The 25,935-nt window shown below is 64.8% G+C and carries 23 protein-coding genes and 2 tRNA genes; 15 read left to right on the top strand and 10 right to left on the bottom strand.

Translation table 11 applies throughout. The features are described 5' to 3' along the window. Positions 1–68: 68 nt before the first annotated feature. Both JMY24_RS02210 and pncB read right to left on the bottom strand, forming a co-directional pair. Positions 69–731 (bottom strand): LutC/YkgG family protein, encoded by a 663-nt coding sequence (locus JMY24_RS02210; RefSeq protein WP_128595609.1) that lies wholly within the window; start codon positions 729–731, stop codon positions 69–71. A 128-nt stretch (positions 732–859) separates the two neighbouring features. Then, on the bottom strand, positions 860–2,056 hold the full coding sequence (gene pncB / locus JMY24_RS02205; RefSeq protein WP_128585460.1) for a nicotinate phosphoribosyltransferase: 1,197 nt from the start codon (positions 2,054–2,056) through the stop codon (positions 860–862). A gap of 298 nt (positions 2,057–2,354) precedes the next feature. On the opposite strand from pncB, the gene fdxA reads away from it, so the two are divergent. From fdxA to JMY24_RS02165, 8 genes are all read left to right on the top strand, one after another. Then, a complete protein-coding gene (gene fdxA / locus JMY24_RS02200; RefSeq protein ID WP_020069367.1) occupies positions 2,355–2,678 on the top strand; it encodes a ferredoxin FdxA in 324 nt (107 codons plus the stop codon). A 117-nt stretch (positions 2,679–2,795) separates the two neighbouring features. Then, positions 2,796–2,871, top strand: a tRNA-Asn gene (locus tag JMY24_RS02195). A 62-nt stretch (positions 2,872–2,933) separates the two neighbouring features. Then, positions 2,934–3,009, top strand: a tRNA-Asn gene (locus JMY24_RS02190). A gap of 229 nt (positions 3,010–3,238) precedes the next feature. Next, positions 3,239–3,715, top strand: coding sequence for a CreA family protein (locus JMY24_RS02185; RefSeq protein ID WP_128585459.1), 477 nt, complete (start codon positions 3,239–3,241; stop codon positions 3,713–3,715). Positions 3,716–3,845: 130 nt separating this feature from the next. Further along, complete coding sequence (locus JMY24_RS02180; RefSeq protein WP_128595610.1) at positions 3,846–4,676, top strand: helix-turn-helix transcriptional regulator; 831 nt, start codon at positions 3,846–3,848, stop codon at positions 4,674–4,676. A 127-nt stretch (positions 4,677–4,803) separates the two neighbouring features. After that, on the top strand, positions 4,804–5,484 hold the full coding sequence (locus tag JMY24_RS02175; protein WP_236597331.1) for an AzlC family ABC transporter permease: 681 nt from the start codon (positions 4,804–4,806) through the stop codon (positions 5,482–5,484). Next, positions 5,481–5,810, top strand: coding sequence for an AzlD domain-containing protein (locus JMY24_RS02170; protein WP_128595612.1), 330 nt, complete (start codon positions 5,481–5,483; stop codon positions 5,808–5,810). The genes JMY24_RS02175 and JMY24_RS02170 overlap by 4 nt, the downstream gene beginning before the upstream one ends. A gap of 325 nt (positions 5,811–6,135) precedes the next feature. Next, positions 6,136–6,903 carry a DUF4088 family protein gene (locus tag JMY24_RS02165; RefSeq protein WP_110404864.1) on the top strand — a complete coding sequence of 256 codons (768 nt, stop codon included), beginning with the start codon at positions 6,136–6,138 and terminating at the stop codon, positions 6,901–6,903. Between the two features lie 126 nt (positions 6,904–7,029). Here the strand turns inward: JMY24_RS02165 and JMY24_RS02160 are convergent, their stop codons facing one another. The 3 genes from JMY24_RS02160 to JMY24_RS02150 all read right to left on the bottom strand — a co-directional run bounded on the left by JMY24_RS02160 (position 7,030) and on the right by JMY24_RS02150 (position 10,227). Beyond that, a complete protein-coding gene (locus JMY24_RS02160) occupies positions 7,030–9,159 on the bottom strand; it encodes an ATP-dependent helicase (protein WP_201701349.1) in 2,130 nt (709 codons plus the stop codon). A gap of 227 nt (positions 9,160–9,386) precedes the next feature. After that, on the bottom strand, positions 9,387–9,668 hold the full coding sequence (locus JMY24_RS02155; RefSeq protein WP_128595613.1) for a hypothetical protein: 282 nt from the start codon (positions 9,666–9,668) through the stop codon (positions 9,387–9,389). 94 nt (positions 9,669–9,762) lie between these two features. Continuing rightward, positions 9,763–10,227, bottom strand: coding sequence for a hypothetical protein (locus JMY24_RS02150; RefSeq protein ID WP_128585453.1), 465 nt, complete (start codon positions 10,225–10,227; stop codon positions 9,763–9,765). A gap of 310 nt (positions 10,228–10,537) precedes the next feature. Between JMY24_RS02150 and JMY24_RS02145 the strand changes: the two genes are divergently transcribed. The 5 genes from JMY24_RS02145 (at position 10,538) to fumC (ending at position 17,147) form a co-directional block, all read left to right on the top strand. Beyond that, entirely contained in the window at positions 10,538–10,756 is a 219-nt protein-coding gene (locus JMY24_RS02145) for an RNA-binding S4 domain-containing protein (RefSeq protein WP_011489423.1), read from the top strand. Positions 10,757–11,081: 325 nt separating this feature from the next. Beyond that, positions 11,082–12,494: an MATE family efflux transporter gene (locus JMY24_RS02140; protein WP_201701348.1), complete on the top strand. Its 1,413-nt coding sequence runs from the start codon at positions 11,082–11,084 to the stop codon at positions 12,492–12,494. 470 nt (positions 12,495–12,964) lie between these two features. Beyond that, positions 12,965–13,924 carry a ketopantoate/pantoate/pantothenate transporter PanS gene (gene panS / locus JMY24_RS02135; RefSeq protein ID WP_128595615.1) on the top strand — a complete coding sequence of 320 codons (960 nt, stop codon included), beginning with the start codon at positions 12,965–12,967 and terminating at the stop codon, positions 13,922–13,924. A gap of 157 nt (positions 13,925–14,081) precedes the next feature. Further along, on the top strand, positions 14,082–15,731 hold the full coding sequence (locus tag JMY24_RS02130; RefSeq protein ID WP_201701347.1) for a phospholipase D family protein: 1,650 nt from the start codon (positions 14,082–14,084) through the stop codon (positions 15,729–15,731). 15 nt (positions 15,732–15,746) lie between these two features. Beyond that, positions 15,747–17,147 carry a class II fumarate hydratase gene (gene fumC / locus JMY24_RS02125; RefSeq protein ID WP_128595617.1) on the top strand — a complete coding sequence of 467 codons (1,401 nt, stop codon included), beginning with the start codon at positions 15,747–15,749 and terminating at the stop codon, positions 17,145–17,147. Positions 17,148–17,336: 189 nt separating this feature from the next. On the opposite strand, the gene JMY24_RS02120 is transcribed toward fumC, so the two are convergent. The 4 genes from JMY24_RS02120 to JMY24_RS02105 form a co-directional block, all read right to left on the bottom strand. Then, positions 17,337–17,843: an acyl-CoA thioesterase gene (locus JMY24_RS02120; RefSeq protein WP_128585448.1), complete on the bottom strand. Its 507-nt coding sequence runs from the start codon at positions 17,841–17,843 to the stop codon at positions 17,337–17,339. Positions 17,844–18,063: 220 nt separating this feature from the next. After that, a complete protein-coding gene (locus JMY24_RS02115; protein ID WP_201701346.1) occupies positions 18,064–19,326 on the bottom strand; it encodes a GlxA family transcriptional regulator in 1,263 nt (420 codons plus the stop codon). Beyond that, entirely contained in the window at positions 19,326–20,627 is a 1,302-nt protein-coding gene (locus JMY24_RS02110; RefSeq protein ID WP_236597302.1) for an MFS transporter, read from the bottom strand. Before JMY24_RS02110 ends, JMY24_RS02115 begins: the two co-directional genes overlap by 1 nt. 230 nt (positions 20,628–20,857) lie before the next feature. Then, a complete protein-coding gene (locus JMY24_RS02105; protein WP_164853572.1) occupies positions 20,858–21,001 on the bottom strand; it encodes a hypothetical protein in 144 nt (47 codons plus the stop codon). A gap of 222 nt (positions 21,002–21,223) precedes the next feature. On the opposite strand from JMY24_RS02105, the gene JMY24_RS02100 reads away from it, so the two are divergent. Together JMY24_RS02100 and JMY24_RS02095 are read left to right on the top strand one after the other, a co-directional pair. Then, complete coding sequence (locus tag JMY24_RS02100; RefSeq protein WP_201701345.1) at positions 21,224–21,937, top strand: ArsR/SmtB family transcription factor; 714 nt, start codon at positions 21,224–21,226, stop codon at positions 21,935–21,937. Positions 21,938–22,090: 153 nt separating this feature from the next. After that, positions 22,091–24,712: a DUF6600 domain-containing protein gene (locus JMY24_RS02095; RefSeq protein WP_201701344.1), complete on the top strand. Its 2,622-nt coding sequence runs from the start codon at positions 22,091–22,093 to the stop codon at positions 24,710–24,712. A gap of 93 nt (positions 24,713–24,805) precedes the next feature. Here the strand turns inward: JMY24_RS02095 and JMY24_RS02090 are convergent, their stop codons facing one another. Continuing rightward, positions 24,806–25,777, bottom strand: coding sequence for a thymidylate synthase (locus JMY24_RS02090; protein WP_128595619.1), 972 nt, complete (start codon positions 25,775–25,777; stop codon positions 24,806–24,808). Positions 25,778–25,935 lie beyond the last annotated feature (158 nt).

The raw sequence follows: 25,935 nt of genomic DNA, 5'->3' as shown, positions 1-25,935 counted from the left end.
TCCTTCTTATCTGGAATAACTTGAACACCGCGCAGTTACCCGCGCGTGAAGAGAAGCGTGGCTTTTGCTCAGGCGCCGAGTACGACGATCACATGCACGCGATACGGCCCATGCGCGCCGAGCACGATGGTCTGTTCGATATCGCCGGTGCGCGAAGGCCCCGAAATGAAGTTGACCGCACGCGGAAGCTCGCCCCGCTCACTGCGGATCAATGCGAATGCTTCTTCGTGTCCCGCCACGATGCGCGAAGCCGGCACGATTGCAATGTGCGTTTCCGGCAGCAGACCGGCTGATGCATAAGTGTCCGGCCCGGAGAGCAGCACGAGCGAGCCCGTTTCGGCAGTCGCACAGAAGCAGCCGGTCAGGCCCACTACGTCGCCGTCTTTCGGTTTGCGAAACTCGACAGTGAGGCCCGCGTCGCTCCAGCGCAGATCCTCCAGCGTGCGCCAGGCGATGGCCTGCAACGGCAACGCGTGTTCCGCGAGATAGCGATACGCCGCTGCCGGCACGTCGCTCAGCGACGCTACCGTGTCTACGGTGGTCGCCATTTTCTGCGCTTCTTCAATGAAGCGCCCGGTCAGGTCCGCAGGCATATCCGGGCGCGGGCCAGGCGGATGGCGCGCCAGATAGTCCGCCGCTGCCTCGCGCTCTGACGCGGACGGCTCGGGCTCCCGGCCTTGCGCCGCGCGGATGCGCGCCAGAATGTTGCGGCGGGCAATCGATGTGTCCATATGCGAAAGTCCTCGTGTCGACAGCCGTGCGATATGCCGGAGATTATACCGGCCACCCTCCGCGCGAACACCCTGGCCGAACGGCATAGGAACACATCGGACGCGCGAAAACACGCGTGAGAAAACCGTTACTTCGCGGACTCTTCCTCGGGCTGCGCGATGCCGAAGACCTGCCGCAGATAGGCGAGATATGCCTTGTCCTCGCACATGTTCTTGCCCGGCGAATCGGATAGCTTCGCGACGGGCTGCCCGTTGCAGCGAACCATCTTGATCACGATCTGGAGCGGGTTGTAGCCGAGGTCGTTGGTCAGATTCGTGCCCACCCCGAATGCGAGCTTGCAGCGGCCGCGGAAGCGCTCGTAGAGCTGCAGCACCTTCGGAATGTCGAGCGCGTCGGAGAACACCAGAATCTTCGTGCGCGGATCGCAACGGTTCGCCTCATAGTGCTTGAGCAGGCGCTCGCCCCAATCGAACGGGTCGCCCGAATCGTGGCGCGCGCCGTCGAACAGCTTGCAGAAGTACATGTCGAAGTCACGCAGGAACGCCTGCATGCCATAGACATCCGACAGCGCAATACCAAGGTCGCCGCGATATTCCTTCGCCCACATTTCAAAGCCGAAGATCTGCGAATCGCGCAGCCGCGGACCGAGCGCCTGGCACGCCTGCAGGTACTCGTGCGCCATAGTGCCGAGCGGCGTCAGGCTGTGCTTCATTGCGTAGAACACGTTGCTCGTGCCCGCGAACTGCTCGCCAAGGCCGTCTTTCAGCGTGAGGATCACTTCTTCATGCCACTGCTTGGAAAAGCGGCGACGCGTGCCGTAGTCGGCAATCTTGCAGTCGGCGAATTCCGGCCGCGCGCCCAGAAGTTTCATCTTGTCGACGAGACGCCCGCGGCCTTCGCTGTAGTCCGGTTCCTGCTGCGTATTACGGAAGTAGACCTCGTTGACGATTGCGAGCATCGGGATCTCGAACAGGATCGTGTGCAGCCACGGGCCTTTGATCTCAATGTCGATCTCGCCGTTGTTCTTCGGCGACGGCTCGATCGAAATGTACTTCTCGTTCAGATGAAAGAGCGCGAGGAACTCGATGAAGTCGCCCTTGATAAAGCGCATGCGCCGGAGGTAGTCGAGCTCCTCGTCGGTAAAGCGCAGCTGGCAGAGCTTGCGCACTTCATCACGTATTTCGCCGATGTACGGCACGAGGTCGACATTCGGCGTGCGGCAACGGAAGCCGTACTCGACGTTGGCCGCGGGGAAATGATGCAGAACCACCTGCATCATCGTGAACTTGTACAGATCGGTGTCGAGCAGCGAAGTAATAATCATGATGGTGCGAACTGGACCGCAGGAAGTACGGAAGGCCTGACTCAACCCATGCATAGGACGCGCCTCGTGCGCGCCGGCTTGACGCATGTTACCCGAATGCGCCGTCATTCAGGCTCGGGGCGCGCCGCCCGCCTCGCACCGCTGACCGCGAGCCCGTTACTCTTTGCGCAGGCAATAAACTAATCACGAAAACATATAAAAGGCGTTGTGCGATGCTGCATGCGCCTCTTGACGTTACGTTACAATACCGCTTTTGGCGTTTGCGCCTTCCCTGATTCCGCATGCAGGAGCTGCCTGAATGACTCACGTTGTGACCGAAAGCTGCATCAAGTGCCGCTATACCGACTGCGTCGATGTGTGCCCGGTGGACTGCTTTCGCGAAGGTCCCAACTTCCTCGCGATCGACCCCGATGAATGCATCGACTGCGCAGTGTGCGTGGCCGAATGCCCGGTGAACGCCATTTATGCCGAAGAAGACGTGCCGGGCGACCAGCAGAACTTCATCGAGCTGAATGCCGATCTCGCCAAGAACTGGCCGAGCATCACCAAGACCAAGGCGCCGTTGCCGGAAGCCGACGAGTTCAAGGACGTCAAGGAAAAGCTCGCCCTGCTCGCGCGCTGAGCGTTTTTGAGCCCGTCACACGTCCCCACAGTTCGGATCAAATTGAGATGAACGCAAGGTATTGACAGGCGCCAACGCTCCTCCTACAATTTCGTTTCTCTGCTGTTGTTTTTCTGTTCCTCGATAGCTCAGTCGGTAGAGCGCCGGACTGTTAATCCGTAGGTCCCTGGTTCGAGCCCAGGTCGAGGAGCCAAGAATTGCAAAAGCCCGTTAACCAAGACGGGCTTTTTTATGTAGATCAAGTTGTACTGCTGTTCCTCGATAGCTCAGTCGGTAGAGCGCCGGACTGTTAATCCGTAGGTCCCTGGTTCGAGCCCAGGTCGAGGAGCCAAAATTCAAAGGCCCGCATCCGTGCGGGCCTTTTTGTTTTGCTCTTCCTTCAAGACAAGCGCCTCATTCGCGGTCGGCGCGTCGTTCTCCACCAATCATTCACGGCGTTTTTTCCAAGGCTCATCTGGCGAGGTGTTGCCGATCGTCTCGCCAATCTTCCGGCGGTATACGATGACAGCTTCGCGGCGCACACCACGCCTCCAACGCTCCCTGCTCAATCCGGCCATCTCATGAAAATCACCACGTTGCGCATCGCGCTTGCAGTCGCCGCCGCCGTCGCTGTGCCTGTTGCGCACGGCGAAGAAGTCGGCAGCGTCAATACGAACTTTCACATCACCGGTTCCGACCGGGTTGTCGTCGAGGCCTATGACGATCCTCTCGTTCAAGGCGTGACCTGTTATGTGTCACGCGCGCGCACAGGTGGCGTGAAGGGCACGCTCGGCATCGCGGAAGATCCCACGGAGGCGTCGATCGCCTGCCGTCAGGTCGGTGCAATTCATTTCACTGGTCCGCTGAAGCAGCAAGCCGATGTGTTCTCTGTGAGCATGTCGTTGATCTTCAAGGCGTTGCATGTGGTACGCGTGGTCGACACGAAGCGCAACGCGCTCGTGTATCTGACTTACAGCGACCGGGTCGTGAGCGGCAGCGCGAAAAACAGCGTGAGCGCCGTGCCGATGCCGGCCGGCACCACAATCCCCTTGAAGTGACCAACCTCGCAGATCAGCACGAGCGACGTCCTACGAAAAAGCGCACGGTGCGCGCCGCCGAACGAGGCTCGCCGTTGCGCCCGCAGCCGCCTCTCCGCGCTAAACTGACTGGCCGTGCGAGAGCAATGCAATGACCGCCGTCCATCGTTTTCAGAATTCAGCCCGTTACTGGCGCACGCCGCTTCTGCCCGGCGCGGACCTGCTCACGGCTGAATATCACGACCACGAGTTCGCGCCGCACTGGCACGATGCGTACACGATTCCCGTCATCGTCGCGGGCGCCGAAGGCTATCGGTATCGCGGTTCAGACTATGTCGCCGAAGCCGGGGGCGTGCCGATCATCAATCCGGGCGAACTGCACACCGGCTCGAAAGCGGTCGAAGCAGGCTGGCGGTATCGCGTAATGTACGCGCCGGTGCAGTTCATTCACGAACTCGCCGAGCAGATCGCCGGCAAACCGCAGCCTTTGCCGTGGTTCGCGCCCGGCGTGATTCGCGATCCCGACCTTGCCGCGCGGCTCGCGAACGCGCACTGCATGCTGGAAGCGGGCAGCGACGCGCTGGCAGCCGAAACCGCGATGCTCGACGCGCTTTCCACGCTACTCGTGCGTTATTCGCAGACGCTGCCCGAGCCTTCGCGCGTGGCCGCCGACGACACCCGCGTCGCCGTCATGAAAGAACGCCTGGCAGGCGACCTGCTCGAACCGGTCACGCTTGCCGACGTGGCACAGGCGGCCGGACTCTCGCCGTTTCACGCGGCGCGCCTTTTCAACCGCGCGACCGGTTTGCCGCCTCACGCCTGGCGCAATCAGGTACGCCTGCAACGCGCGCTCGCGCCGTTGCGCGCAGGCGTCCCGGTAACAGACGTCGCGGCCGCCAGCGGCTTTACCGATCAAAGCCACTTCACGCGGCATTTCCGGCGCATGTTCGGCGTGCCGCCCGGACGCTGGCAGGGACAGTGATCGTCCGCAAGAACGTACAAGCCCGGCTCTGCCCCGCCCGTTATGCTTCCCGACTCAAAGGAGGCAAGTTTTGACCCACTCAGTCCGTTTAAAGGAAGTCACGGCGGGCGCGCGCGACATCATCCCGATGATGGTCGGCTCGGCGCCTTTCGGCGTCATTTTCGGCACGCTCGTCGCGTCCGGGCCGCTGCATCTTTGGCAGGGCCAGTTGATGTCGCTCGTGGTATTCGCGGGCTCGGCGCAATTCATCGCGCTTGGGCTGATCGCGGGCCACGCTAGTTTCGCGGTGATCTGGGCCACCACGTTCGTGGTCAATCTGCGTCATGTTCTGTACAGCGCGACACTCGCACCGCACGTCGCGCATCTTCCGGCGCGCTGGCGCTGGGCTCTTGGTGCGCTGCTCACGGACGAAGTATTCGCAGTTGCCTGGGAGCACTATCGGAACCGCGAGCCGGGCACCGTCGGCCCGCACTATTTCTTCGGCGCCGGTCTCGCGATGTATCTGAACTGGCAGCTCTGGACAATCGCCGGCCTGCTGTTCGGCGCGGCCTTCCCCGGGCTTCAGTCGCTCGGACTCGACTTCGCGATGGTCGCCACTTTCATCGCGATCGTCGTGCCGCAGCTCGTCGCGTTGCGCTATATCGCGGCCGCGGTGACCGCGGGCACGCTGTCCTTCTTCTGGCAAGCGTGGCCGTACAAGCTCGGCCTGCTCGCCGCCGTCTTCGCGGGCGTCGTGGTCGGCGTACTGCTTTCCACATCGGGCTTCGGCTTGCGGCGTGCGCGCCGATCGGCGGAGGGATCGCGATGAACTACGTCGTATTGATACTCGGCATGGCGCTCATCACGTGGGTGATCCGCGCCGCCGTCTTCGTGCTCGGCGACCGGCTGGTGTTTCCGCCTCTGGTGCGCACCGCGCTCGGCTTCGTGCCGGTCACCGTGCTGACGGCAATCATCGTGCCGATGGCTGTCTCGCCACATGGCGCCGACACCGGCGCCGAGCTGACGTGGCGCAATCCGCAACTGGTCGGGGCACTGGCCGCTATCCTCGTGAGCGCACTGACACGGCGGCCGCTCGTCACCATCGCCGTGGGCCTCACGGTGTTTTTCGTCTGGCAATGCGTGGTGCTGCGATAACGCGCACGGGGTCCAACACGTAAGGGCTCACTCACGCGGAAGCCGCCGGCGGTGGCGGCTTCCGCCTTCACCGCCGGCTTCGAACGAAAGCCGCAAAACCGCCCGGGCATCGCTACAGAGCCCGCCTCATATCCGACAAAACCCTTAAGTTTCCCGTAGATCCGCCGATATGCAGTCGAGGTCCGCTCGTCGGGATACGTCCCGCCAATGACGCGGCAACAGGCAGGAATCAAACGCGCAGCCATTGCACGTCCAGTCTTCCGGGTCCGCTTGCGACCGGAAGAACACGACGAGGCCGCGCGGCAGGACCAAACGGGATAGACACATGGGTCAAATTACCCTCACGCTCAAAGACGAGACCATTGCGACGCTGCGCAAGGATTTCGATGCATTTCTGCGCGTATCGCTGAAGCTCGATCCGCAGTTCGCGACGCCTTCGTTCGAGGACTTTTTGCGAGCCAAGCTGCTCGACAACATGGTGCCGCTCACCGAACACGCGGTTCAGCGGATGTTGCAAGGCGGCCAGTATGCATGGGCGAAACGCACGCTGGACAAGGAATTTCCGGACGTCGTCGCGATTCTGATGCGGCAGGCCGGCGAATTCGGTTTCGGCTTTGCAGCGCGCTCCGAGTGGACGCCGGAAGAGTTGGCCAAGCAATGTCGCGACTGGGCGGCGGCGATCGTCAAGGAAGCCGAAGGCGACGCCGTGCTGGTCGACCCGCTCTCGGCGCAGATCAAGGGCGCGGTGCAAGACATTCAGGCGCTCGAGGAAATCATGCAGACGCCGGCATGGCGGCTCGTGGAATCGCTGCGTCAGCGAGTGTATGAAGCGAAGGTGGCATGCGAAACGAGCGTGGGCAGCACCGCGCGCGAAAAGCTGGGCGAACTGCGCGGGCTGTTGCGGCTCGGCATTTCGCACGGCTCCTTCCAGAAGCAGGAAGCGCAACAGATCATGGAATATCTGCGCCTGCTGAAGCCGGAAATCTTCGTCGAGGAACCCTACGACGTGTTTTCGCGAATGGCGGCGTGGCTGCGCAACTTCTTCGTGCCGCCGCGTCCGGCACCGCAACAGCAGCAACGGCAGTCGCGCTAGCTCTGCCAAGCAGCAGCCAGCGTGCGGAGCTAGCTGGCTGCTACCGGGCGGCTACCGGGACGCTCCCCGCGCAGCTACAGCAGCCTGCCGGGCATCGACCCAACCGACCGCCCACGAGCGCACCGCTCAGTCCCACATCTTCCTGAGCCTTGCTCCGATTTCTATCTTCGCCTGCGCCGCCGCGGCGAGCCCCGCGGCCGTCGGTGCACTGGGCACCGGCACGCGCGGCCACGCGTAGGCGTCAAAAAAGGGCATCAGGTGCGCGGGGATAAAGCGCGTGCGCGACGCCCACACGTGACGATCGCCCATATGAGTCTGGTTGTGCACGTAAAAGCGCTGCGGCACGACGATATGCAGGTCTTCCTTTGCACGCGTCATCGCCACGTAGAGCAGGCGGCGCTCTTCGTCGATTTCTTCTTCGCTGCCGGTGCCCATATCGGACGGAATGCAACCGTCGACCCCGTTTAGCACGAACACGTTGCGCCACTCCTGTCCCTTTGCCGAATGGATGGTGGACAGGATCAGATAGTCTTCGTCGATGAGCGGCACGCCCGATTCGTCGCTCGTGGCATCGGGCGGATCGAGCGTCAACTCGGTCAGAAAGCGCTCGCGCGATGCATACGTGCCCGCAATGCTCTCCATTTGCAATACGTCGGCATGACGGATCGCGGCGTCTTCATGATTGCGCTCCAGATGCGGCTCGTACCAGCGCCGCACCATCTCGAACTCCGCAGGCCATGGCGTCTGCCGCCCATACACGGTCGACATCAGGTTGACGAATGGATGCCAGTCCTCCTGCGCGCGAGGCGGCGGCGCGAACGCGGCGAGCGTGCCGCCCGCGGTGTCGGCGGGGTTGCCCACGCCCGCACGCGCGACGATTTCGTCGAGCACTCTGGCGGCCGTGGCCGGCCCCACGCCGGGCAACAACTGCACGACGCGAAACCCGGCCACCCGGTCACGCGGATTCTCGGCCCAGCGCAGCACCGCGAGTACGTCCTTGACGTGCACGGAATCGAGAAACTTCAGGCCGCCGAACTTCACGAACGGAATGTTGCGCCGCGTGAGTTCGATCTCCAGCGCGGCGCTGTGATGCGCGGCGCGAAACAGCACCGCTTGCGACTTCAGTGTCATGCCCTGCTCGCGCGCCTCGAGCACCTGCTCGACGATATAGCGCGCCTGGTCGGCCTCGTCCGCAACAGTGACGAGCCGGGGGCGCTGCGCCGATGCCTTGTCCGTCCACAGGTTCTTCGTATAGCGCTCGCTCGCCAGTTCGATCACCGCATTCGAGGCGGCGAGAATCGGCTCGGTCGAGCGGTAATTGCGTTCGAGCGTGACCTGCGCCGCGGGTGGATCGAAATGCGCCGGGAAATCGAGAATGTTGCGCACGGTGGCGCCGCGAAACGAATAGATCGACTGTGCGTCGTCACCGACCACCGTCAGGCCGCGCCCGTCCGGCTTAAGCGCGAGCAGAATCGACGCCTGCAGGCGGTTGGTGTCCTGATATTCGTCGACCAGCACGTGATCGAAGCGCGCCGACAGATCCGCGGCAATCGCCGGCTCCGCGGCCATATGCGACCAGTAGAGCAGCAGGTCGTCGTAATCGAGCACGCTCTGCTTCTGCTTGGCGTCGACGTAGGCGGCGAACAGCATGCGTAGATCGGCTTCCCACTCGCGGCACCACGGGAACGCGCTGTCGAGCACCTGCCCGAGCGAAGCGCCGGTGTTCACGACGCGCGAGTAAATGACGAAGCAGGTTCCCTTGGCCGGGAACCGCCGTTCTTTCGCGGATAGGCCCAGTTCATGCCGCACCAGGTTCATCAGGTCGGCGGAATCCTCACGGTCGTTGATCGTGAAGGCCGGCGCGAGACCGATCAGTTCGGCATATTCGCGCAGAAGCCGCGCACCGACGCTATGGAAGGTGCCCGCCCATGTCAGCCCTTGCGCGAGCGCGGCGCGCGTACCGAGCGCCGTCGTGGCGATGCGTGTGACGCGGCGCGTCATTTCGAGCGCCGCGCGATGCGAAAACGTCAGCAGCAGGATTCTGCGCGGATCGGCACCCTTCACCATTAGATTCGCCACGCGGTGTGCAAGCGTGCTGGTCTTGCCGGAGCCCGCGCCCGCAATCACCAGCAAGGCGCCCGGCGGTGCATGAGGCGTATCCGTGCCGAATTCGACGGCCTCGCGCTGCGCGTCGTTGAGCTTGGCAAGCCAGGCGGCGGTATCGGACGGCGGCGGCGTTTCTGCGACGGAAAGCACGGTGTTTTTAAAGGCGTTGGATGGATGGGGAACGGCGACGCATACTGTATATCCATACAACCCGCGCGCGCAAGCGCCCTTTTTTCGCATGGCTGCTGGGCAGTCACGCGCGCCGCGTCGCGCCGCATGCACGCTCCCGCGCCGGCCAAAAACAACGGCCCGTCTGCTTCGCGCAGACGGGCCGTTTCGTCGAGCAAGAAGCGTCTGCTCATCCGGGAGCAGAAAGCCTACTGCTTTTTCGCGTCCTTCAGAGTGGCCTCGGCATGCGCCTTGTCGGCGTCGGCCTGAGCTTCGGTCTTTTCCTTGTCGGCCTTGGCTTGCGCGACAGCCGCCTTCTTGTCCGCCTTGGCCTGCTGCTTCGCCGCCTTCTGATCGGCGTGCGTGACGGGCGCTGCGGCCGGATCGCTTGCCTGCGCGAACGCGGCCGACGACAGGCAGCCCGCGATCAGCAGCGCGCAAAGCCGTCCCCTAGGGATTTTTGCGGACTTCGTAGATTGAGTGTTGCTCATGCGATACCTCCTTACCAGGCTCATCAGATGAACTACAGCGGCTTAAACCAGGTTCGACGCCGCGGACTTACTAAGCCCGCGGCTCGACCTGCGATTAGTGCTTAACCTCGCCGCCGTCAGGCTGCACGCCCGCCTGACTTTGCAGGTTCATCTTCATTTCGTTGTCGGCGGCCTGCTTGTCCGCTTTCTTGTTGATCTTCGCGTCGCGCACCTGCTCCTTGTATTCGGACTTGGCAGCCTTCTGCTGTTCCTTCAACTCGGCCTTCGACGCCTTCTTGGACGCGCGGTACTCCGCATTAGCCTTCGCATTCGCGTCGCGCTTTTGCACCAGCGGATCTGGGGAGCCCGAGGCCGTCAGGCGCGTCGGTGCCGGTGTCACCGGCTGGATGCCCTGAGCAGCGGGCGCGGCCGGCGCGACGTCGGCGCCTGGCGTCTGAACCTGTGCCTGCATATTCACGCCCGCGGCCGGTTGAACGGGCTGCGTGGTCTGCGCCACCGCTGCGGTAGCGGCGAAGGCAGTCATGGCGGTTCCGATCAGGAGCGTACGAATCTGGGTCATGGCAAATTCCTCTCTAGAGTTGTTGTGGCCGGGTCGAGCTATCCTGCATCGCGCTGGGCGCGCTGGACACCTTCCCGGTCTGCTCATAGCCGAACTAGATCCGGCAAGCTTTCCTGCTGAGATGCACTTTACGAGTGAAGTCCAATCGTGGCGACCGGTGTTACGCGACGTTTCACTTTCCGACAAGTGGATAACATCTGCTTGCATTTGCTTGCGATGCGTTCACGAAACACTGCACGAGACAACGCGACTTCTTCGGGGCAAGCTTGTGGCTTATGATGCGAACCCCTTGCCTGAAGGTGCAAAGCCCATGCCCAACCTCGATTTCACGCTCACCGGCGACTACGTCGAACTTCACAATCTGCTGAAGATCACGGGGCTCGCGGACAGCGGCGGCTCGGCAAAAATGATGGTGGCGGACGGAGCCGTGACTGTGGACGGCCGAGTCGAAACGCGTAAAACGTGCAAGATCCGCGCGGGTCAGGTGGTGCTGCTCGGCGACACGCGAATCGCGGTCCACGAAGCCTGACAGCTGCTGCCCGGTCGAGCCACGAGATTCCGCAGCAACCTTGCGCACCAAAAACGTGCTTCGTCCATCGACTTTGCAGCGGTCACGCAATAAGCTGTTGGTTTCGCTGGACGAGCCGCCCCGTTGACATCGCCGGCTGCCGGGCTCTCCGGGAAACCGCGTCGAGCCGCGCTGGCGGGCGTCATAGCGAGGCCCGTGAGCGGCCATGGGACCGTGGGCCCGCGCGTCTCTCGTGCATTGCGTGCCTCCGGTGCCGCGGGTGCTTCCGGTGCCGCTGCCGCCGGCGGTCACGGCGTCGTCATTCCGTCAAACTTTCACACGCTCCATGACTCAATCCGGCCTCACCCGGGTGGCCACCCGTCCGCCGACCCTTTCCCGCCACGCCGCCGACACGGCACGGCTCGCCGCGCCGCTCGCCATCGCGCAACTGTCGCAAATGGCCATGGGTGTGACCGACACGATTCTGCTCGGCTCTCTCGGGCCGGACGCGCTCGCGGCCGGCGGTCTGGGCGCCAATCTGTTCTTCGTCGTCGTGACGCTGCTGCAGGGCGTGCTGACGTCCGTCAGCGTAAGCGTTTCGCATGCGCGCGGCGCGCAGGACGAAAGCCGCGTGCCGCACATCTACTGGACCGGTTTTGTGTTGTCGGTGCTGCTGTCGGTGCCGGCGTTCGCGCTGCTGTCGTTCGCGACGCCCATCCTGCTTGCGTTCGGCGAACCGGCGCTGCTCGCGCACAACGTCGGCGAATATGCGGCGGTCCTGCGCTGGGGCGCGCTGGGCAGTCTGATCGGCGTCGGTCTGATGCGCTCTTTCCTGCCGGCGATCGGCGCGGCGCGGCGGCTCCTATGGGTGTCGCTGGTCAGCGTCGGCGTGAACGGCTTCCTCAACTACGGGCTGATTCACGGCGCCTACGGGCTACCGCGACTCGGCTTTCTCGGCTCGGCCGCTGCGACGTCCATCACCGTCTGGCTGACCGCGCTCGTGCTGATGGCGCTCTTGCACCTGCGGCCGCGCTATCGCCATTTCGTGGTCGCCACGCGCCCCAACGTCCCGCTGATGGGTGAGCTGTTCGGTATCGGCTGGCCCGTGGCGATCACCTACGGCGTCGAATCGACGCTCTTTCTCGCGACCGGTCTGATGGTCGGGCTGCTCGGCGAGTCGCAACTGGCCGCACATCAGATCGCGCTGAACGTCGCGTCGGTGGCGTTCATGGTGCCGCTCGCGATCGGCCAGGCGGCCAATGTGAGAGTCGGCTTCTGGTCCGGCGCCGGGCAGCCGCTCGCCGCGCGCCACGCGGGCTTCGTCGCGCTGGCACTCGGCGTCGGCTTCATGACGCTGTCGGGAATCGTGCTGATCGCCGCGCCGCACTGGATCGTCGGCCTCTATTTGCACCTGGACGACCCGGCCAATGCGGCGACCGTGACGCTCGCGAGTTCGCTCCTCGGCGTGGCAGCGATTTTTCAGATCGTCGACGGCATGCAAACCGTTGGGTCAGGTTGCCTGCGGGGTCTGAAAGACACTCGCATACCGATGATCGCCGCCGCGTTCGGCTACTGGGTGATCGGTTTTCCGACCGGCTATACGCTTGCGTTTCATGCCGGGCTGGGCGCTCGCGGTTTATGGTGGGGACTCGCGGCCGGCCTCGCGAGCGTCGCGCTGCTGATGACGCTGCGCTTTCACAAGCTAAGCTCGCGGCGCGTGCCGGTCGCGAAAGATGCGCCGCCTGCCGCATCGGTTTGAACGCGGGCAACGGACTCGTCGTTTGAAGCACGCCCGCCGTGCGTGGTAGAGCCGCGCGGCCATGGCGGCCGTGCGGTCTTGCCGCACAAGGGGACAACGGCACAGCAAGACAACGTCCCCGCGAACTCGTTGCACGCGCAACCACAGAGTCAGCAAGCTCGCGCCCGCAACGTTAAAATGCATGACTTCTTCGATGCCCGTCGCGAACCGCGTCCATCCACCGAAGCTCCGCTTGCGCGCCTCACAAAGGACCGCGCCGCCGGCAGGTCCACCATCCGCTGACAACCTGCCGTTCTCTCGCGACGTAACCGCAGCAACCCGCGACGTACGGCGCGACGTGCTCATAGGCACGCGCTGCAATCCGTGAGGCGCCGCCGCCCCGCAGACCGTCGCGGCCTTCAGCGCTGCGCTCGCTTGCGAACAAGCAACCCCCGCTTCTCGCCATAAAACATAACCAAGGACCTTGCCCCATGCTCGCCCGCATCACCCGCCTTTTTCCCGTTTGGGCCGTGCTCGTTTCGGTTGCCGCGTACTTCTCTCCGGCTTCGTTTGCCGGCATCGCTCCGCACGTCACCACGCTTCTGACCATCATCATGCTGGCGATGGGCGTCACGCTGTCCGTCGCCGACTTCCAGCGCGTCTTCACACGGCCGGCGCCGGTGATCGCAGGCATCGTGCTGCATTACCTCGTGATGCCGCTCGCCGCCTGGGTAATCGCGAAAGCCTTGCGCATGCCGCCCGATCTGACCGCCGGCATGGTGCTGGTGGGCAGCGTGGCGAGCGGCACGGCGTCCAACGTGATGATCTATCTGGCGCGCGGCGACGTCGCGCTGTCGGTGACGATCAGTGCGTTGTCCACGCTCGTCGGCGTCTTTGCGACGCCGCTTCTGACGCGCCTCTATGTGGATGCGTCGATCGCCGTGGACGTCCACGGCATGCTGATGAGCATCCTGCAAATCGTCGCGCTGCCGATCGTGGTCGGCCTCGTGGTGAATCATCTGTTCAGCAAGGCCGTTCGCAAGATCGAGCCGGTGCTGCCGCTGGTTTCGATGGTCGCGATTCTGCTGATCATCGGCGCGGTGGTGGGCGGCACGCAAAAGAGCATTGCGTCCGTCGGCCTCGTGGTGATGTTCGGCGTGGTGCTGCATAACGGCATCGGTCTTCTCGGCGGCTATTGGGGCGGCCGTCTGCTAGGTTTCGACGAAGCCGTTTGCCGCACGCTTGCAATCGAAGTCGGCATGCAGAACTCGGGCCTCGCCGCGACGCTCGGCAAGCTGTACTTCACGCCAATTGCCGCGTTGCCGGGCGCGTTGTTCTCGGTCTGGCACAACCTGTCGGGGTCGCTGCTCGCGGGTTTCTGGGCAGGGCGTCCGGCGAAGGGCTCGACGTATGCCGAAGGCGAGCGCGGGCTGAACACCGAACGCGTCTAACGGCTTCGGACCACCGCTCATAACGGTCCCACGCGCCGCCGGCGTGCCGCGATGCACAGTCCGGCGGCGCGATTCCCCTTAGAATGGATTTCTCGGCAGCGCGGCCGAAGCATCTGCGCTGCCGTCACGAAAAGCCTGAACAACAAGGGGAAAAAGCGTGCAGTGGCATATAGAACAAAAGCAGACCGCGACGCAACGCAAGCGCGCAATCGGCGCCGCCAGACATTTTTTCTTGCTGTGCTGCACGTCGGCATTTCTGACTGCGTGCGCGAGCAAACCTCCCGCCACCGCGTTCGACCGCCCGGTCACTCACGCGTTAGCCCCGACCGAAAACACGCCGCTTCGTGCGGCGCTAGAACCGCTCGAAGCTGCTCATCCGGGGGAATCGGGTTTTCGTGTGCTCTCGAGCGGCACCGACGCATTGCAGATGCGCATCGCGCTCGCCCGCGCGGCGACAAAAACGCTCGACATGCAGTACTACATCGCGAACGAGGACACCACCGGCAAGCTGCTGCTCGGCGCGGCGCTGTACGCGGCGGATCACGGCGTGCGCGTGCGCATGCTGGTCGACGACCTGAACTTCAAGGACATCGACCGCATCATGGCGGGCTTGAATTCGCACAACAACATTGAGATTCGCGTCTTCAATCCGTTCGGCAGCGCGCGTGAGGGCATGTTCGAGCGCACCACGAATGTCTTCACGCAGATCGGCCACTTCACGCGCCGCATGCACAACAAGGCGATGATCGCAGACAACCAGTTGGCGATTGTCGGCGGCCGCAATCTCGGCGACGAATACTTCAGCGCGAGCGAAGTCCTGCAGTTTCGCGACATCGACGTGCTCGCCGCCGGCCCGATCACCGCCGACGTCTCCGCGAGCTTCGACGACTACTGGAACAGCAGCATCGCGTATCCGCTGGGCGTGCTGAACAAGCAGAAATTCGATCGCGGGGAACTCGATCAGACGCGCGACGACCTTCGCCAGCACTGGCGCACCAACGCCGATCCGTACAACGCGAAGCCCTTGAACGCGACGCCGCTCTCCACTCAGATTTCGAACAAGCAACTCGGCCTGACCTGGGCGCACGCGGAGTTTCAGGTGGATCAACCGGAGAAGATCGAGAGCCCGTCGCCCGACTACGTCAGTCCACCGATGAAGCGGCTTGGCGAGCTGATGAAGGACGCGCGCAAGGATTTCCTCGTCGTGTCGCCCTACTTCGTTCCGCACGAAACCGGCGTGACGGCGCTCGGCGCACTCACGCACCGAGGCGTGCGTGTAGCGATCCTGACGAATTCGCTCGCCGCCACCGACGCGGTCGCCGTGCAAGCGGGCTACAGCCCGTTTCGCGTGCCGCTTCTGCAACAGGGCGTCGAGTTATACGAGTTCAAGCCACGCCAGGAAACGCCCACGGCGGGAATCGCCGGGTCGCGTTCGCGCGCGAGTCTGCATGCGAAGACTTATGTGATCGACCGCCGGATTCTGGTGATCGGCTCGATGAACCTCGATCCGCGCTCGGCGCATCTGAATACCGAACTCGCGCTCGTGATCCACAGCCCGCAACTGGCTGCGCAGGTCGCCGATATTTTCGACCGCGCCACGGCGCCCGAGCGAAGCTATCGCGTGACGCTCGCCGACGACGCGCAGCTCGCCTATCTTCGTTCGATCGGCGCGCCGCTGTCCCCGCTCGTGTGGACCGATGTCGAAGACGGCACGCGCCGCACCTATATTTTCGACCCGCAGGCAGGGTTATACCGGAACGCGCTAACGGGGCTATTCTCCCTATTGCCGGTCAACGCAGAACTTTAAAAGCGGAGCTCAACCATGACTGAAGACGTACGAATGGAGCGCGACACGTTCGGTGAAATCGCTGTGCCGAACGCTCGTCTGTGGGGCGCGCAAACGCAGCGCTCGCTGCAGAATTTCCGCATTTCCACCGAGAAGCAATCGCCCGAACTGATCACCGCGCTCGCCGTGATCAAGCGCGCCGCCGCCGAGGTGAACCTGGGCCTGGGCGTACTGGACGAGACGAAGGCGCACGCGATCATGCAGGCGGCCGACGAGATCATCGAAGGCAAGCATCCGGAAGAATTTCCGCTCGCGGTCTGGCAAACCGGCTCCGGTACGCAGACCAACATGAACCTGAACGAAGTGATCGCGAATCGCGCGAGCGAACTGCTCGGCGGCGAGCGCGGTGAAGCGCGCAAAGTGCATCCGAACGACGACGTGAATCGCGGCCAGTCGTCGAACGATGTGTTCCCCACGGCCATGCACGTGGCCGCCGCGCATGGCATCGTCAAGCATCTGCTGCCTGCGCTCAAGACGTTGCGCGACACGCTCGACGGCAAGGCGAAAGCGTTTGCCGGCATAGTAAAGATCGGCCGCACGCACTTGCAGGACGCGACGCCGCTCACGCTCGGCCAGGAGTTCTCGGGCTATGTCGCGCAGCTCGATCATGGCATCCGTCATGTCGAATCGACGTTGCCGCATCTGTATGAACTCGCGCAGGGCGGCACGGCTGTCGGCACCGGTTTGAATGCGCATCCGCAGTTCGCCGAAAAGGTCGCGGCTGCAATCGCGCGGCTCACCGGCGTGCCGTTCGTTTCGGCGCCCAATAAATTCGAGGTGATGGCCGCAGCCGATGCGCTCGTCTTCGCGCACGGCGCGCTGAAGACGGTGGCCGCGAGCCTGAACAAGATCGCCAACGACATCCGCTGGCTCGCGAGTGGTCCACGCTGCGGCTTGGGCGAACTGTCGATTCCGGAGAACGAACCGGGCAGCTCGATCATGCCGGGCAAGGTCAACCCCACTCAATCCGAAGCCTTGACGATGCTGTGCGCGCAAGTGTTCGGCAATGACGTCGCGGTGAACATCGGCGGCGCGAGCGGCAACTTCGAGTTGAACGTATTCCGGCCGATGATCGCGCACAACGTGTTGCAATCCATCCGCCTGCTCGCCGACGGCGCTCTCAGTTTCAACGATAACTGCGCGGTCGGCATCGAGCCGAATCGCGAGCGGATCGACGCGCTGCTCAACGAATCGCTGATGCTCGTGACGGCGCTCAATCCGCACATCGGCTACGACAAGGCCGCGCAGATCGCGAAGAAGGCGCACAAGGAGGGCACCACGCTGAAGGCCGCGGCGCTCGCGCTTGGCTATGTCACTGAGCAGCAGTTCGACGAATGGGTGCGGCCGGGCGATATGGTGGGCCAATCGGCGCCGTGATTGGCGCCTCGCCGCTCGCGCGCTTTACGCGCTGGGCGACTCGCGGTGAGTCGCCCGGTTTGATTCGGTGCTGGTTTGATCCAGATTAGCCGGGAGGACAACGGGTGCTTACGCGGCAAAGGCTCGCCGCCGGTGGCTCGCTCTGCCTGCAGTTTTGCCGGCGCCCAGGTCAACGCCGGCAAGCGTCGTTCAAACCTTACCCTGCGCCACTTCTTCCGGCTTCAGCTCGACGATCGCGTCGAGCGCTTCCTTCACGTCCATCGCGTACTTCGCGAGGCGCTTCTGCTCGTCGGTTTCCGGCACGAATGACGGCACCTGCACCGGGTGCCCGTTTTCATTGACCGCAACCATCACGACGAGACAATCCGTGGTTTGCAGCAACTCGCCGCCCTTCGGGTCGCCCGCCTGCACCGACACATGGATGTGCATGCTCGTGCGCCCTGTCGCCACCACGCGCGCGCGCAATTCGACGAGGTTGCCCACCAGAATCGGTCGACGGAAACGAATATTGCCGACACTGACCGTCACGCAGTAACGCCCGGACCACACCGCCGAGCACGCATACGCGGTTTCGTCGATCCACTTCATCAGCGCCCCGCCGTGCACCTTGCCGCCGAAGTTGACCGAGCTGGGTTCTGCGAGAAAGCGGAACGTGGTTTCGGAACGTTCCAACGGCGCTGAGAGATGGCTGCTCATCTTGACTCCGGTCAATCGGATGCATTGAAAGGAGGCGATTATACGAGCGCAAAATTGACTGCGTCGCCACTTATCGGGCCGAACGGCGCGCAATTGCCATTGCACGCAGCGTTTTGGCGCGCGCTGCGGTTCAGCCGGTTCACCGCTGTGGCCGCGCAAGTTCATCCAGTACCGCGGCGCTGGCCTGTTCTCCGGCTGCAACTGCGCTGCGCGCTGCCGTTCAGCGCGCCTCCTCGCCCGCGCGGGCGGCCGCCCCGCTATGGCCCGCGGACGAAGGCGCGGTCGCGGACATGAATCGTTCACGATACTCGAGCGGCAGCACGCCGAAGCGCCGCACGAACGCGCGCCGCAAGTTCTGCTCGCTGCCGAAACCGCAATCGAGCGCGATGCGCTTGAGCGGCCTGCGCGATTCGGCCAATGCCCGCGAAGCCGCTTCGAGGCGCAACGCGGAGACGGTTTTCGCCGGCGTGCGCCCGACTTCGTCGACGTAGCGGCGCGCGAAGGTCCGCGGCGTCATCCGCGCGTGTTCGGCGAGCCGCTCGACCGTGAGGTCTTCGCGCAAATGGCCGACCATCCAGCTATGCAAGGCCTCGAACGGCCCTCCCGCCGACGCCTGCGCCGCGAGTGCCGCACTGAATTGCGACTGCCCGCCGGGCCGTTTCATGAAAACGACGAGGCGCCGTGCGGCTTGCATCGCGACAGCGTGGCCGAGGTCTTCTTCGATCAACGCCAGCGCGAGATCGATGCCCGCCGTCACGCCCGCCGACGTCCAGACCACGCGCTCGCCGTCGCTTCGGGCTTCGTCAGGGCCCGCGTCGCGGATAAAGATCGGATCGGCATCGACATGAACATTGGGAAAACGGCGCGCGAGATGCGGTGCGTCCCGCCAGTGTGTGGTCGCGCGACGGCCGTCCAGCAGACCGGCCGCCGCCAGATAGAACGCGCCCGTGCATACCGAGCATACGCGTCGCGCGCGCGGCGCATTGCGCCTGATCCACGCGACCAGTTCCGGCTGCAGCGTGCAGTGCTGATCGACCGGGACGCCGGGGACGATCAACGTGTCGATCGGCTCGGCGTCGAGTGAATCGAGTCGCTCGGTCACGACCGGCAGGCCCGGAAATGTCTGCAAGACACCGCCGTCGATCGAGGCGACTGTCGTGCGATATGCGATTGGGCGTGCGCGCGGGTGCGGGTGCGGGTGCGTAGGCGCATGCGTGTGCGTGTGCATGGGCATGGGCGTGGGCGCATCCGTGGGCATGGGCGTGGGCGCATGCGTGGGCGGATGTGCGGCCGGGTGCGCATGTGCTGCCGAATGCGCATGCGCGCCCGGGTTCGTTGGCATCTGCGCCCGCCAACCGCCACCTCCCGCACCCTCCGCGGCGGCCATCGTCAGTTCGGCGCGCCAGAAGGCTTCCAGCGGGCCGCATGCGTCGAGCAACACCAGATCAGGTGCGACGGCAAACACGATATGACGCACGCTCATCACGCAATCCCTCCCGTCGCACGCCGCCTGGACGACCGCGCATAGGCGAGCGTGGCGAGCGCCGCTGCGGCAAGCAGCGGAAAGATCGCCGCATTGATCGTCGCCCAGCCGAAGCGCGCCAGCAACTGCCCCGCGAACAACGACCCGAGCGCGGAGCACGCGAACGTCGTAAATTCGCTGGTGGCCTGCGTCTTGGCCCGTTCCGACGGCCTGTACGACTGCGCGAGCAGCGTCGAGCCGCCGACGAACATGAAATTCCAGCCTACACCGAGACACGCGAGCGCCGCGTAGAAGTGCGGCAGATCGGTCGAACGCAATGCGAACACACCGCACAGTGCCGAGAGCGCAATGCCCGCGCCGATCACCGGCAGCACGCCGAAACGCTTGATGAGCCGCGCGGAAAACAGAGACGGCGCAAACATGCCGACCAGATGCCACTGGATGATCGCCGCGCCGTCGCCGATGCTGTGCCCGCACGCAACCGCCGCGATCGGCGTGGCGGTCATCACGAACATCATCACGGCATAGCCGAGCGCGTTGTTGGCGAGCGCCGCCGCGAAGATCGGCTGCCGCACGATCTCGCCGAGCGGCCGTGCGGCGTCATGCGTACCGGCCACGGCCGGCGCAGGTGCCATGTCGCGATAGAGCAGCATCAACAGGACAATCGACGCGAGTCCGAGTCCGGTGACAAGCGCGTAGGAGCCGGCAAACGTCACCGGCGCGAGCCAGTCTTTGCTCCAAGCGGCGAGAAGCGGGCCGCACACGGCCGCGACCACGCCGCCCGTGAGAACCGTCGAAATAGCGCGGCTCTTCGCCTCGAGGCCGACGGCGTCGGCGGCGGCGAGCCGGTAGTACTGTGCGAACGCCTGGAACACGCCGACCGTCGCGGTGCCCGCGCAAAAAGCCCAGAAGTCGTGATGAAAGATCGCCCACACGGAAACCGCGCCGCCCAGGGCGCCGACGCTCGCGCCCAGCACAAAGCCCGCGCGACGGCCGATGCGCGCCATCAGAAACGACGCGAAGATCGTCGTGAGCGCCGCAGCCACCGTGATCAGCGAGAAAGGCAGCGTGGCTAGCGCCTTGTCGTCGGCGAGCGTGTAGCCGACGAGGCCGGTTAGCGTGAGATCGATCGACACCGACGATGTGTACAACGCCTGGCATACGGCCAGCACACGCGCGGCGCGACGGCCATGCGGGCCGGAGCCGCGCAGGTCGGCGGAATCGTCAGGGAAAGCGGACGAAGCGGACGAAGCGGCTGAAGCAGAGGAACGAGCGGACGAAGCTGGTGCGGCAGGCGGCATAGGTCGGTCCCGGCGGCGAAAGTGGACGATGTGGCACGAGCGGCCCCGAGTCGCCTCGACGGCCTGAGTAGCCTGCCTGGCCTGACCGAGCTAAGCCGCCGAGTGGCGCACGTGGCGCACGTGGCGCAAGACACATCGTCACATAGCTGCGCGTGGCAGCAATGACAACGATGCATCAGTTTCTGCCAATTCGACTCTTACGGATAGGGGCGACCCGGCGGACGACACCTTTATTTGTGGAAGGTGATGCCTTCGTCGATGGTGCCGTACATGGTGACGCTGCCGGTCCCCGCGCCCGCTGCCGAACCGGAACCGCCTTGAGCGCAAGCGCCCAGCAAGGCAATGCAAACGAGAACGCCCAGAACTGTTTTCATGACTGCGCTTCCTGCGAAGACAGGCGTCGATTCTAGCCTGGCGTTTCAAGCGCATGCGCGAGCAAGGCGCCGCGTTCAGGCGCGGCCGACAGGGCTAGCACTGCGCTGCTGCACTCCACCGTTCACGCTAAGCTGAAACATCGAATGCATTGGCCAGGTAAAGTGGCTGTATCACACCTTGCGCGGCCCGCGCATCAGACCGACAGAATACGGAGACCCGTCATGCCCGCCATCCTCGCAGACGAACACAATCATTTTCCCGGCTTGAGCCGCATTGGCGCGCTGCTCGCCGATCCCGGCCGCGCAGCCATGTTGTGGGCGTTGATGGACGGCAGCGCCCGCCCCGCCGGCGAACTGACGATGATCGCGGGACTCTCGCCATCGGCGGCCAGCGCTCACCTCGCGCGCCTGACCGACGGCGGCCTGCTCGCGCTCGAAGTGCGCGGCCGGCATCGCTATTTCCGGATTGCGTCCGCCGACATCGCGGCGTCCATCGAAGCGCTCGCCAACGTCGCGCAAGTCAGCGCGCCGCAGCGTCCGGTGCCGCGCCCCGTGCGCACCGTGCCGACCGACATGCGCTACGCACGCACCTGCTACGACCATATGGCCGGCGAGTTGTCCGTACGCGTGTTCGAGCGGCTCATCGGACGCGGACTGCTGGCTTTGGACGGTGCGTCGCTCGAAGCCACTTCCGACGGCGCCGCCCGCTTCGCCGACTGGGGCATCGACCTGTCGGCGCAGCGCAGTCGCCGGCGCCGCTTTGCGTGCACCTGCCCCGACTGGAGCGAACGCCGCCCGCATCTCGGCGGCGCGCTCGGCGCGGCGTTGCTCGACTCGTGGGCCGCGCACGGCTGGGTCGAACGGACCGAACGGCCGCGAATACTGCGCATCACGCCGGCTGGGCACCAGCATTTCGACGCCTTTCTGGCCGAGTGAGCAACGGAGCGGGCCCAAGCCGGTATCCCACGGGATCGAGACCTTTTGTTACCAGTCGCCAGCAGGCCTTACAAAAGTGGGGGTCTTGAAACAATCGGCGCGGGTACAGTGGTTCACGGATGCTGCACGTGCATCGTCCGTCGGAGAACAATCATGAGAACCACGACCTCACCGCCACCGTCATTCCGTCGCACTGTCGGCTATTCGTTGATCGCCGCCGCCGCTTTCGTGTTTGCCGCGCAGGCTGCGCTCGCGCAGCAAGCCGCTCCGGCGCCGCAGGACATCGCTACGGAGAATAGCGATCCGCCGGGACGCGTTGCGCGGCTGAACTACATGGCCGGAACCGTGACCACCGAGCCCGCCGGGGCCGCCGACTGGTCGTACGCGCAGATCAACCGGCCGCTTACCACCGGCGACCAGTTATGGAACGATCAGAACGCGCGCTCGGAGCTGCATATCGGTTCGACGGCCGTGCGTCTCGGCCAGTCGACGAGCCTCGACCTCCTCGGTCTCGACGACAACAACGCGCAGCTGAAGGTTGCGCAAGGGACGTTGTCGGCGCATGTGCGGGAACTGCCGCCGGGGTCGTCGTATGAAATCGACACGCCGAATCTCGCGCTCGGCCTGAACGGTCCAGGCGACTACCGCGTCGACGTTGCGCCGGACGGCAGCAGCACCACCGTCACGGTCCGCAACGGCACTGCGACGGCTTATGGCGACGGCGCACAGGTGCCGATCGCGGCCGGGCAGCAAATCCGCTTTGCCGGCACTTCTTTGCAAACGCTCGCCGACGAGAGCGCGCCTGGCCCCGACGGCTTCGATCAATGGACCGCGAGCCGCGACGCCGCCGAGAACCGCTCAGTATCGGCGCGGTATGTGTCGCGTGAAATCCCCGGTTATCAGGACCTCGACGCCAACGGTACGTGGCGCAGCAGCCCGCAGTACGGCGAGGTATGGGTGCCGCGCGCGACGCCAGTCGGCTGGGCGCCGTACCGCGACGGTCATTGGGTATGGCAGGCGCCGTGGGGCTGGACCTGGGTCGACGACGCGCCGTGGGGCTTCGCGCCGTATCACTACGGCCGCTGGGCCTACGTCGACGACTCCTGGGCATGGGTGCCGGGCCCGGTCGTGGTCAGCGCGCCGCCGGTCTATGCGCCGGCGCTGGTGGCTTTCGTCGGCGGGGGCGGCGGCGGAGCCGACTGGGGCGTGAACCTGGCGATTGGCGGCGCGGTGGCCGCGGGCGTCGCGTGGTTCCCGCTCGGACCGGGCGAACGGTGGCATCCGCACTGGGGCGACCGCGATCACTGGAGCCCGCGCTACTACGAACGCGTCAATCAGACGACGGTCATCAACAACTACAACCGCAACATCACCAACGTCCACAACACGTACGTCAACTATCGGGCGCCGCGCGCCGTGACGGCAGTTCCGGCGACAGCTTTCGTGCATGGACAGCCAGTGGGACGCTTTGCGCAGAAGGTGGATCCCGCGCAGTGGCGCAATGCGCGGATCAACCCGGGCGCTCCGGGCATCGCGCCGGTGCGCGAGAGTTACGGGCCGGGTCAGCGCAACGCGAATTACCGGCCGCCGGCGGGGGTGATGACGCGTCCGGTCGTCGCGACGCGCAGTCCATCGATGCCGCCCGCTTACCGCGATGGCCTCGCACAGCGTTTCGCGCAAAGCGGTGGACGCGTGCCGGGCGCGGGGCAGCCGATCGTGCGGACGTCGGTCCCGGCGCGCATGGCGGGCGGGCCCGGTGCGTTGCCGGTGCAGAACGTGCGTGTCGTGCAGTCGCATCTTCCGGGACGAATGCCGGGCGCGGCGGCGGGAGCACCCATTCTTCAGACTGGGCCCGGTGGGCAGGCCGCGCCGGGCGCCGCAGGCGCCGCTCAGAACGGCGGGCGACAGGCTGGGCACCCGCCAGGCGACGTGCCTGTCGCCGGTCAACCGGGGCGCGCAGGCGCACAGCCGGAGCGGCCCGGCATGCCCTCGCGGTGGAACGGGCAGCAGACGGGCGCAGCAGGCGCCCCGCCGAACGGCGTGCCGCGGCCACCGCAGGCGAACGGCGGCAACCTGGGCTTAGCGCCACAGCGGGGGATGGCACAGCAACCCGCACAGCAACCGGCTCATCAGCAAGGCCAGCCAGTTGCCGCGGATGGGCGCCACGAGCCGTCATGGACGCAGCCGCATACGCCTATGGCCCAGCAAGCGCAGCAGGGCCGCCAACGAGGCGGTGAAGAGCCGCAGGCGCCAAGGCCGGGGTGGGCGCAGCAGCCAGGCGGTCAGCCGAACACAGCGATGCAGCCGCGCGAGGTGCCGCGCCCCGTGGAGAATCCGGCGATCGGGCAACAGCCGCGCGCGGTGCAAGACCAACGGCAGCACGCGCAGGGCGCCGAAACGATCGAGCGGCCGCTGGTTCAACAGCAGCCGCGTCAGGATGTGCATGCGCAGGTGGCACAGTCGGGACCTGCGCCGCGTCAGCAACCGCAGGCACCCCGTCAGGAGTTTCAGCCGCAACAGGCGCAGCAGCGTTCAGAACCGCGTCCGCAACCGCAAGCTCTGCAGGCGCCGCGTCAGGAGTTTCATCCACAGCAGGCGCAGCAGCGTCCTGAACCGCGTCCGCAACCGCAAGCTCAGCAGGCGCCGCGTCAGGAGTTCCATCCACAGCAGGCGCAGCCGCGTCCTGAGCCGCAAGTGCAGCAGCCCCGCCCTCAGCCGCAGCAACACGGTGAGCAGCGTTCGGCCGGTGGCCACGACGAGCATCACAAGGGCTAAGCGCCCTTTCCTCCGTAAGTAGCCTCTCGTCGGCACAAAATAAAAAGCCTCCGCGATTCGCATCGCGGAGGCTCTTTGGTTAGATCAGGCGTGTCAGACGGCCATGGGCGCCGTCAGCGGCTCGTGATGCCGGTAACCGACCAGCGAGAAATCCGACGGCTCGACCTTTTCCAGCCATTCCGGTTCGTACACGTGGGTCTTCGCGTAGTCCGGCACGCGGTCGGAAATCGCGAGCTTGGGACTTTCATAGGGCTCGCGCGTGAGCTGCTGCTTCAGCATGTCCAGCTGGTTCTCGTAGATGTGCGCATCGCCGATGAAGTAGGTGAACCACCGCGGCGTGTAGCCCGTCAAGCGTCCCACCAGATGCAGCAAGGCCGCGCCTTCGGTCAGATTGAACGGCGTGCCGAGCCCGACATCGTTGCTGCGGATGTACAAGCACAGCGAGATTTCGCGCCGCGCCACGTTCGGCAGGAACTGATAAAGCAGATGGCAAGCCGGCAACGCGATCTGATCCAGAACCGCAGGATTCCACGCATGAAAGAGAATTCGCCGGTCCGACGGGTTCTGCATGATGGTGTCGAGGCACTGCCGCAATTGGTCGATTGCCTTGTATAGCAACACCTTGCGGCTGCCGTTTTCGTCGAATTCAGTGATCACCTGGAAACCGCGCCCGGTCGCATCGGCAATCTGCGCGCTCGCACTGGCATCGAGCACCTTGTAGGCCGGCCACTGCCGCCACTGCACGCCGTACACGTCGCCCAGGTCGTCGGGGCCCGCGCGATACGGATTGGCGAGCCATTGCGGATTCTGGTTGGCGTTCGCGTCCCATACCTTGCAGCCGAGGTCGCGAAAATCCGCCGCGCTGCGCGACGCGCGCAGGAAACCGACCAGTTCGCCAACGGCCGACTTGAATGCCAGCTTTTTCGTCGTGACCGCCGGGAACCCCTGCTGGAGATCGAAGCGCAACATGGCGCCCGGCATGCTGATGGTACGGATGCCGGTGCGATTCTCCTGCCACGTGCCAGTGTCGAGAATCGTGCGGACGAGGTCCAGGTATTGTTTCATGCGGGTTCCTTCGACGCGGCGCGGCCCGGAAGCGGTGCACCGCGAGATTGAGCGGAAAACCCGATTTTACCAAGCGCGGCCGGCCGGCGCGACCGCTTGCGAGAGACGTATCGAAGGAAGGCGGGTTAATCAGACGCACACGGCACGGAACCACGCCC

The sequence above is a fragment of the Paraburkholderia kirstenboschensis genome (assembly GCF_904848585.1).
In the GTDB taxonomy this organism is placed as follows: domain Bacteria; phylum Pseudomonadota; class Gammaproteobacteria; order Burkholderiales; family Burkholderiaceae; genus Paraburkholderia; species Paraburkholderia kirstenboschensis.
The sequence above is the reverse complement of the archived record's forward strand: the minus strand, read 5'-3'. Positions and strand labels throughout refer to the sequence as shown.